Genomic DNA, 7788 nt, shown 5'->3' with positions numbered 1-7788 from the left:
TAAAGCTATAATATCATTGGGTTTCATGTCTAACCCTTTTACTGCTAAATTTATTGAATCTGAAATAGTATCACTTGTTTCTTTACTAAAACTTGGTAAAAACATAATAATTTCCTCCTTAATTCTTATTGCGTGCTTTATTCATATTATTCATCTAATAAAAGATTCATTTTAAGATATATAATACCTATCTATATCGCCCTCACACTCCTTAATATGTCTGTAAGCCATAATGATACCTAACTCAGTTACATCCCTTATATCAGTTCTACTTACCATAGTATTAGGTGAGTACACATATCCATTCGGTAGATTTTCTAAGTACTCTGTATATTGTTCTTTTGTTACTTCTGTAAATTTAGATTTAATTTCAAATGTATGTTCTGGTTCTATATAATTTTCTCTAATACCAAATGAGATTGATTGAACATTTTTAATTTGTTTCATAATATTCCTCCTTCATTATTTATAATTGACTTCCACACCAAGGAAAAAATTTAATTGGTATATTAGCTTGATCTCCTTTTATATTTACAACTAATTCATTCTTATCATTTATACAAATTATAGTACCTTTCTTAATAAACTTTATTGCACCTTGCCCTACTAATCTATCTTTATCACAATATTTACAATTCATAATATAACTCTCCTTTATTATTTATTTGCCTGAACTTCCTAGCTTCCCTAACCCACGTTCGCTCTTGATTGCTTTTAACTCTTCCCACGTTACTTCTTCCTCATCAAGTTGTGGAACTGGCAGCATTACAAATTGAGTTATAGCTTTATTTAATGGCTTAATTATACAATTTTTTTTATTAATATATCTATTGTCATGTGCCATTTCTACTCCATCAGCCAGAGATACATATTCATTAAATTCATTTCTTATTACATCAAATACTGTACTTTTTGCAATTTCTTCCTTGGATTGTGAAGATATAATTAACCATTTTTCTTTATTTGTATTAACCAAAGGAATAAAATAACCATCTCTATATCCGCTATCACCTACTCCAGCTCCTACTATAATTCCTTTACTTCCCATTCCACCTTTATCAAAGAATTTAGGGAACCATGCTTTATTGCAAGCTATTGCTATTCCAGTATCTACAAGTCTAGTAGTGCAAGGTTCAATTACTATTGTCTTAGTTTCACAAGTATAGATATCTCTTCCAGCATCCTCTTCTCTTTTTGTTGGAATAATTGCATTTGGTTTTGTCTTAGCAAAATATACTTTATTAATTGGTATTTCATTTAGTGAAAGTTCATTGGATACTTTAGTAAATATACCTTTTTCTATTTCTCTCATTTCAGTGTCTGTTACTATTTTAATATTCATAATCCTTTTCTCCTCTGAGTTAGTCTCCACTATATTATTGTTTAATTGTAACTTATAATTTTATTCACATTTGGAAAATCCACAGCTACCACATTGAATACAGTTACCACTATGTTCTAATGTATCATCACATATTGGACATTTATTATAATGTTTAGCATAATCAATTTCTCCATTTTCTTCTAGATATAATATTTCTTCTTGTGTCTTTGTAGATACTTCTTCTTTTACTTTAATAGGTTCAATGGTTTTAATATTACTTTTATTTATTTCAGATTCAAATAATTCTATCTCATTTAATATTGCTGTTCCACAACTTGATCCTTTACTAAGTTTTACTCCTTTTGCTCTCTGTGCTACAAAAGAGTTACATCCTCCCACACCTTCAAATGCTCTTTTAATATTTTCTAAATTTCCACCGAGTCTTAACATACCCGACATGGCTATTACTGTAGTTGAGATTGACATAGCACAACCACCTTTACCACTTCTTATAACAAAGAAATCTTGTATCTGGTTTTCTACTTCAGACCATCCTATAAATAACATAAGTTTTCCACAACCTATAGATACTTTTCTTTCATGATAGAATGTATCGGCAGCTTTAGATTTCCAAGCTCCTCTTTCAGATTCAGTAACAATTTCAGTTTTTTCTTTACCGGTGGAGAGTATCCCTCCTCTTGAACAACCTTCCCTATAAATAGTAACTCCCTTTAATCCCTTTTCCCATGCTAACATATATAATTTTTCTACATCATCTATTGTGAACTCATTAGGAACGTTTACTGTAGATGATATTGCTGTATCAACATGATTTTGAATCACTGATTGTATTTCTATTCTATCTATATAATTTATATTTTCTGATGATATAAAGTAAGAAGGTAATTCTTCGGTATTAAATAATTTCTTATATTCATCTGCTTCTTTAATACAAACATCATAATATACATCTGTATTCTTATGAAGAGATTCAGTTTTCCTTTTGTATGATATCCTAAACGCAGGTTCTACTCCTGTAGTTATATTTAACATAGTCGCTATACTTCCTGAAGGAGCTACGCTTAATAAGCTGCAATTTCTTAATCCGTCAATTCTTAAATATTCAATTTCCTTTTGGGTAAAGTGTTTTTTAATGATTTCAGAATCAAAAACTACATCTTTATATTTAGGAAATTTACCTTTTTCTTTAGCTAAGTCATTTGAAGTGAATACTGCAGCTCTGAACATAACTTCTATAATTTTATCAATTAATATTATAGAATCTAAACTACCATATACTAAACTTAGTTTAAAAAACATTGAACCTAATCCCATTATTCCTAATCCAATATTTCTGTAATTAAAAGACATATCTTTTTGAGATTGAAGTGCATGATATTGATATCCATAATCTATTACTTCATCTAAGGCATTTATTGATACTTTTACTGCTTTAGTAAAGTTTACCCAATCAAATAATGCACTTTCAGTATATGGATTAAAAATGAATTCTGATAGATTAATAGATCCAAGATTGCATGCACCATCCTTGGAAAGAGGCTGTTCACCACATGGATTTCCTGTCACAATTTCATATTCATCATCAAATTCCATTAAATTATAATTTCTAAATCTATTTGTAAACATAGCACCAGGTTCTGCCCATTCATGAGCTATTCCACAAAACTCTTTATATAAATCTATAGGGATAACTTCATATTCTATACTACCAGTTTCATATGTGAATACTCTATTTATTGTAGTTTTATTTCCTGTGGAATAATCGTCTTTAACACATTGCATAAATTCATCATCTATTTCTAATGATAAATTTGCTTTTTCAATGGAGCCTGTTTGACTTTTAATTCTTATAAATGTAGGAGCTTCCTTATGCCAAGTATCTAATGACATCATTAATGCCCCTTTTCTTGAACCACCTTGAGATACACTTGCTGTAGTAGTATTAAATATTGTCATAAATGGAACTATTCCATCAGTCTCATAAGAAGTTGATAATTTAGATCCTTTTGGCCTTATTTTAGAAAGTGATAACCCTTGACCTCCTTGTACTTTATAGGTTAATCCTATATTCTTATTGAGTTCTAATAGTCCTTCTAAGCTATCTGGAGCATATCCACTTGAATAACAATTACTTGTTGAAGCACCTTCTCTGTCAGTATTATAATTAGATAATGTTCTACCACCAAATAGGAATTTTTTATCAATGATTAATTGTTTTAATTCTGTATTGCCATTTGATACTCTTTCTATCCAGCCATCAAAACTTTCACCATTAAATCTATATTTATTATTCCATATATCTTGACCTAATTTTGTATCTAACCATTCGTTTATTTGCATATAATTCCTCCTCTAATTTATGTTTATATTTTCCATAACTCTTGTTTTATCACAATCATTATTAACTTCTTCATAAACCTGATTTAATCTATACATAGAATTTACAGTAGTTATCCATACGCCATAATCATCTTCAGCATATTCAACTATAGGACTTGTAATTAATATCCCATGACCATCTGAATATTTAAAACACACTCTTGAACCTTCATTTAAACTATCAATTGTACCGGATTTACCAACTCTATATTGATGTGATTGTTTAGTTGTTATACCATCTATTTCAAGAATAGCTCCTATTTTATAAGTGTTATGATTACTCATTTATAATCCTCCTCTATATTTCTACTGTCCATATTCCATCTTCATTTTGATAAGCATCACATTCTGCTGCAAACTTTGTACTTCCGTCTAAACCTACAACTGGTTCTCTATCACCTTCAAATAATCTGAAGATGTTATTTTCTTTTAGATCTTCAAATTTTATCTCCTTCCATGTATTACTTTTTAAAATCTCACATATTCTTTGTTCCATTTGACATTTCTCCCTGTATTGGTATTATTTACTTGTTGATTTATTCTACCATGTTATTGTTTAATTGTAAAGAGGTTATTGAAAATAAATTTAATTTGTTTTTGATTATTATTCTAGTATAAATAATCATCATATTTATCAGATATTTTATTTTGCAATTTATTTAAATAACTTATTTGTTCTGAATGTCGTCTTTCCCATCCAACATTATTTATACTATTTTGCAATTCTGTTAGATTAGAATAAAATTTGGAATTTTCTATTCCTTTAGTGTTGTTTTCCAATTCTTTACAATATTGTATAAGTGATATATACAAGTTGTATTTGTCAGTTTGAGTTTGAAATATTTCAAACATTTTTTTCTCAATATCCATATCTTTATTATCTCCTTTTGTTTATTATCTGAAAAATTCAAGGTGACTTTCAATTCTGTAATCCTGTATTATCGCTTGTCGGGATTTCTTTCCACGAAAATTTCCTATCCCCACAGTTGAAACTACATCAATAGTTTTATAAATTCCTTTATCACATTTAAGTTGATCTGATAAATCTGAGTGCCATTGGATAAATTCCATTCCGTCAGCTTCAAACTTTGAATGTAATAATTTCATGGTACTAATATTTTCAGGCTCTAATCCTTCTATGAGAATATTGATTGGTTTAAATCCTGTTCCACTAATTATGTTTACATATTCAAGTTTCTTAATTAGCTTAGTAGTTATATCAGATGGTTTTAAAATTATATCTACTTGACTTGTTATTTTAAGTTCTACATCTTCTAAATTCTTATTTAAAGTAGTTATTAACTGATTCCATCTTGATTCGTAGACTCCAATACCTGCAGCTCCAAAATGACCCATACAGTAGACTGAGAGACGTGTATCTAAGATAAGTTGTTTAAAATTATCTATACAATTCCCACGAATACTTCCCCGCAATAATCCTTTTTTCTCTGATGGATGTACTATAATAACTAAGCAATCATATTTAGAAGATATTACATTTGCTACAAGGCCTGTAAGATTTGTTTGTGTATCTCCCTTAACATTAAATCCCATTACTTTATCATTAGCAATTCCTCTTTCTTCAATTTCATTCTCTAACTCTGCTACTAATTTATCCTTTTGTATATTTTGAATTTCTTTAAGTTCCTTTAATTGGTTTAATATCTTTTTAACAACTTTCTTATCATCCTTTAACAATATCTGTGCGGATAATTCTCCATGATTTGTCCTAACACCGGCGTTCAAAATTGGACTTATGGAGAAAGCTACGCAAGTGCTTGTGAAGGGGTAATCTCCTACAATCGCTTTAAGTCCTGGGTTATTTAATGAATTGAAGCCTTTCATACATATATATCTATTCTCAGGGGATGCTTCAGATATATCCATCATATCTCCTATAATTCCTGATGCTGCTAAATCATAAAACTCCTCTGCTCCTGTTGTACCTTGCAAATAATCTAAGTATAATACGAACTTTAAACAAACTCCGCTGCCGGATAAGAATTTATTTTTGTATGAATTTAAAGTTGAATTGACGATTATGCCTGAACATTTTTCTATTTCACATGGATGATGATCTAAACAGAGGAAGTCAATATTGTTAGTAACGAGAAACTTTTGTGCTTCATAACTAGAACTAGAAGAATCAACTGCAATTACTAGATCGTATTTGCCAATATAAGACTCTAAATCTTGGAATTCAATCCCATGTTGTTTACCTGAATTGATTGACCAACTTAATTCAGTAGTAAAATCTCTAAGGTATCTTAAGATAATTGCAGATGAATTTACACCATCATTATCACAATCCGACAATATATGCACTCTTTTACCTTCATCAATAGCTTTCAAGACCATATCTGCAGCTTCTTTGATGTTAGATAAATCTTCAAAGGGTAATAAGTCAGATTCAAGCGGTTTAAGAAAATGAACGGGGTTTGATATATTTCTTTTAGCAAGTATAGAACCGATAATATCGTCTTTTGGATTAGGTTTAGGTATCAGAATATTCCACTGTTTATTCATATATTTATACCTTGAATATTAGTTCCAGTACTACTATAATAGTTATATTGTCCAAAATATTTTTTATCCGCCGCTAATCTTGCACTTACAGCATCTTCAAATTCACTATATTGTCCTAACCAAATATATTTATTATTTAGCATTATATGAGCTATCCATTTTGACCTATCTGCCCTCCAATATACTCCTTTACATCCCGATGTATTATTTTTGGGTTTTTTCATATTCATAGCATTCTCTTGTATCGTTGCAAATCTAAGATTAATTTTACGATTATCATAAACATTATGATCTATATGATCTACTCTTAAATTATCAGGGCAATTTGTGATTAATCTACTCAAAATGGAATTATTTGAATTTCCTGAACCACCCATTAGATATCCATCTTTGTTAGCACACCAACAAATTTCTTTTATTTTGTCATAATCTTCGAGATCAAAATAAAAGGGTTCATCTTTAAACGTGTAACCTATGCCATATTCTCCTTTCAAATCATATCTATTATATTTTTTACATCGTTCCATTATTCTTTGTATATTTAAGCATCCACAAGATTTTGTGTGTCCATCTTTTAAATGTGCTGCCATAACTATAATATAATTAGGGTTTTCTTTATCACAATCACAAATACAATACCATTGTGGTAACTCATTTCCAGCTGGATTAACATAAGGTTCTGCTTTACCAACAACAGTTAATCTATTAAAAGTTTGACCTATTAAGTTTTTAGCATTATTTCTGATACAACCACAATCTGTCTTAATACCCAATTTTAAACTTGATGCTAATATGGAAATATCTTTGTTTCCACAGTCACAATCGCAGCACCATCTATCATATACATATCCTCCTGCACTAGCCTTAACTTCTACTTTTCTTGTAACAACTAATTTCCCATATCTTTTTCCTATTAAATCAGCTAATTCTTTTGCAATACATCCACAAGACTTGGACGTCCCCGATCTTAAATTAGAACTAATAACATCTACATAATTTGGATTTTCTGTTTTACAATTGCAAATACATCTCCACCTTGTGGATTTTAAGCCATTGGGAGATACATAATCTGGAGCTCTTTCAATAACAGTTAATCTTCCAAAATTTTGACCGACAAGGTCTTTAATTTTCGCCATCTATCTTCTTAACCTCCTCATCCTTTAAATAGGTATTCTCGTACCACACAGCACATTCTTTTGAACAGAAATATCTACCTTTATCCAAAATCATATCTACTTTCTTTCCTCTGTGACTGCACATTTCGCAATAACTTCCTTTAGCTGGCATTAGTTATCATTCTCCTTTCATCTTTTAAAATTCCAATTTTATAATAATTTTGACACTACATATAGTATTAGTTTCTTTTCGATACCACTATATATAGTATAGTAAGTTACTGTTTAATTGTTAATAAACCACTGACCTTCTAATATTTCTTTTGTACTTATTGGATTCCCATAAACATAATCTATAAATGTATATCCTAGAGCCTCATCAAAGTTATCTTCCGCTTTATAATGATAGGTATCGTTTAATAT

The 7788-nt window shown here is 29.7% G+C and carries 10 protein-coding genes; all 10 read right to left on the bottom strand.

All coding sequences use genetic code 11. The features are described from left to right. Nucleotides 1-171: 171 nt before the first annotated feature. The 10 genes from JJD95_RS18845 to JJD95_RS18800 all read right to left on the bottom strand — a co-directional run bounded on the left by JJD95_RS18845 (nucleotide 172) and on the right by JJD95_RS18800 (nucleotide 7537). Nucleotides 172-447: a hypothetical protein gene (locus tag JJD95_RS18845; protein ID WP_291644835.1), complete on the bottom strand. Its 276-nt coding sequence runs from the start codon at nucleotides 445-447 to the stop codon at nucleotides 172-174. Between the two features lie 19 nt (nucleotides 448-466). Continuing rightward, entirely contained in the window at nucleotides 467-640 is a 174-nt protein-coding gene (locus JJD95_RS18840; RefSeq protein WP_291644833.1) for a hypothetical protein, read from the bottom strand. Nucleotides 641-661: 21 nt separating this feature from the next. Next, the gene (locus tag JJD95_RS18835) at nucleotides 662-1342 is read right to left on the bottom strand and encodes a deoxyuridine 5'-triphosphate nucleotidohydrolase (RefSeq protein ID WP_291644831.1); all 681 of its coding nucleotides are present in this window, start codon (nucleotides 1340-1342) and stop codon (nucleotides 662-664) included. Nucleotides 1343-1402: 60 nt separating this feature from the next. Beyond that, nucleotides 1403-3685 (bottom strand): ribonucleoside-diphosphate reductase, adenosylcobalamin-dependent, encoded by a 2283-nt coding sequence (locus tag JJD95_RS18830; RefSeq protein WP_291644829.1) that lies wholly within the window; start codon nucleotides 3683-3685, stop codon nucleotides 1403-1405. 12 nt (nucleotides 3686-3697) lie between these two features. Further along, on the bottom strand, nucleotides 3698-4009 hold the full coding sequence (locus JJD95_RS18825; protein ID WP_291644827.1) for a hypothetical protein: 312 nt from the start codon (nucleotides 4007-4009) through the stop codon (nucleotides 3698-3700). A gap of 13 nt (nucleotides 4010-4022) precedes the next feature. Beyond that, the gene (locus tag JJD95_RS18820) at nucleotides 4023-4220 is read right to left on the bottom strand and encodes a hypothetical protein (RefSeq protein ID WP_291644825.1); all 198 of its coding nucleotides are present in this window, start codon (nucleotides 4218-4220) and stop codon (nucleotides 4023-4025) included. Nucleotides 4221-4333: 113 nt separating this feature from the next. Beyond that, nucleotides 4334-4594: a hypothetical protein gene (locus JJD95_RS18815; RefSeq protein ID WP_291644823.1), complete on the bottom strand. Its 261-nt coding sequence runs from the start codon at nucleotides 4592-4594 to the stop codon at nucleotides 4334-4336. Between the two features lie 24 nt (nucleotides 4595-4618). Next, nucleotides 4619-6250, bottom strand: a complete 1632-nt coding sequence (locus JJD95_RS18810) for a DHH family phosphoesterase (protein ID WP_291644821.1) — start codon at nucleotides 6248-6250, stop codon at nucleotides 4619-4621. After that, entirely contained in the window at nucleotides 6247-7386 is a 1140-nt protein-coding gene (locus tag JJD95_RS18805; protein ID WP_291644819.1) for an AP2 domain-containing protein, read from the bottom strand. Before JJD95_RS18805 ends, JJD95_RS18810 begins: the two co-directional genes overlap by 4 nt. Further along, the gene (locus JJD95_RS18800) at nucleotides 7373-7537 is read right to left on the bottom strand and encodes a hypothetical protein (protein WP_291644817.1); all 165 of its coding nucleotides are present in this window, start codon (nucleotides 7535-7537) and stop codon (nucleotides 7373-7375) included. Before JJD95_RS18800 ends, JJD95_RS18805 begins: the two co-directional genes overlap by 14 nt. Nucleotides 7538-7788 lie beyond the last annotated feature (251 nt).

Source organism: Clostridium sp., assembly GCF_016650035.1.
Classification (GTDB): Bacteria; Bacillota; Clostridia; order Clostridiales; family Clostridiaceae; genus Clostridium_AD.
The sequence above is the reverse complement of the archived record's forward strand: the minus strand, read 5'-3'. Positions and strand labels throughout refer to the sequence as shown.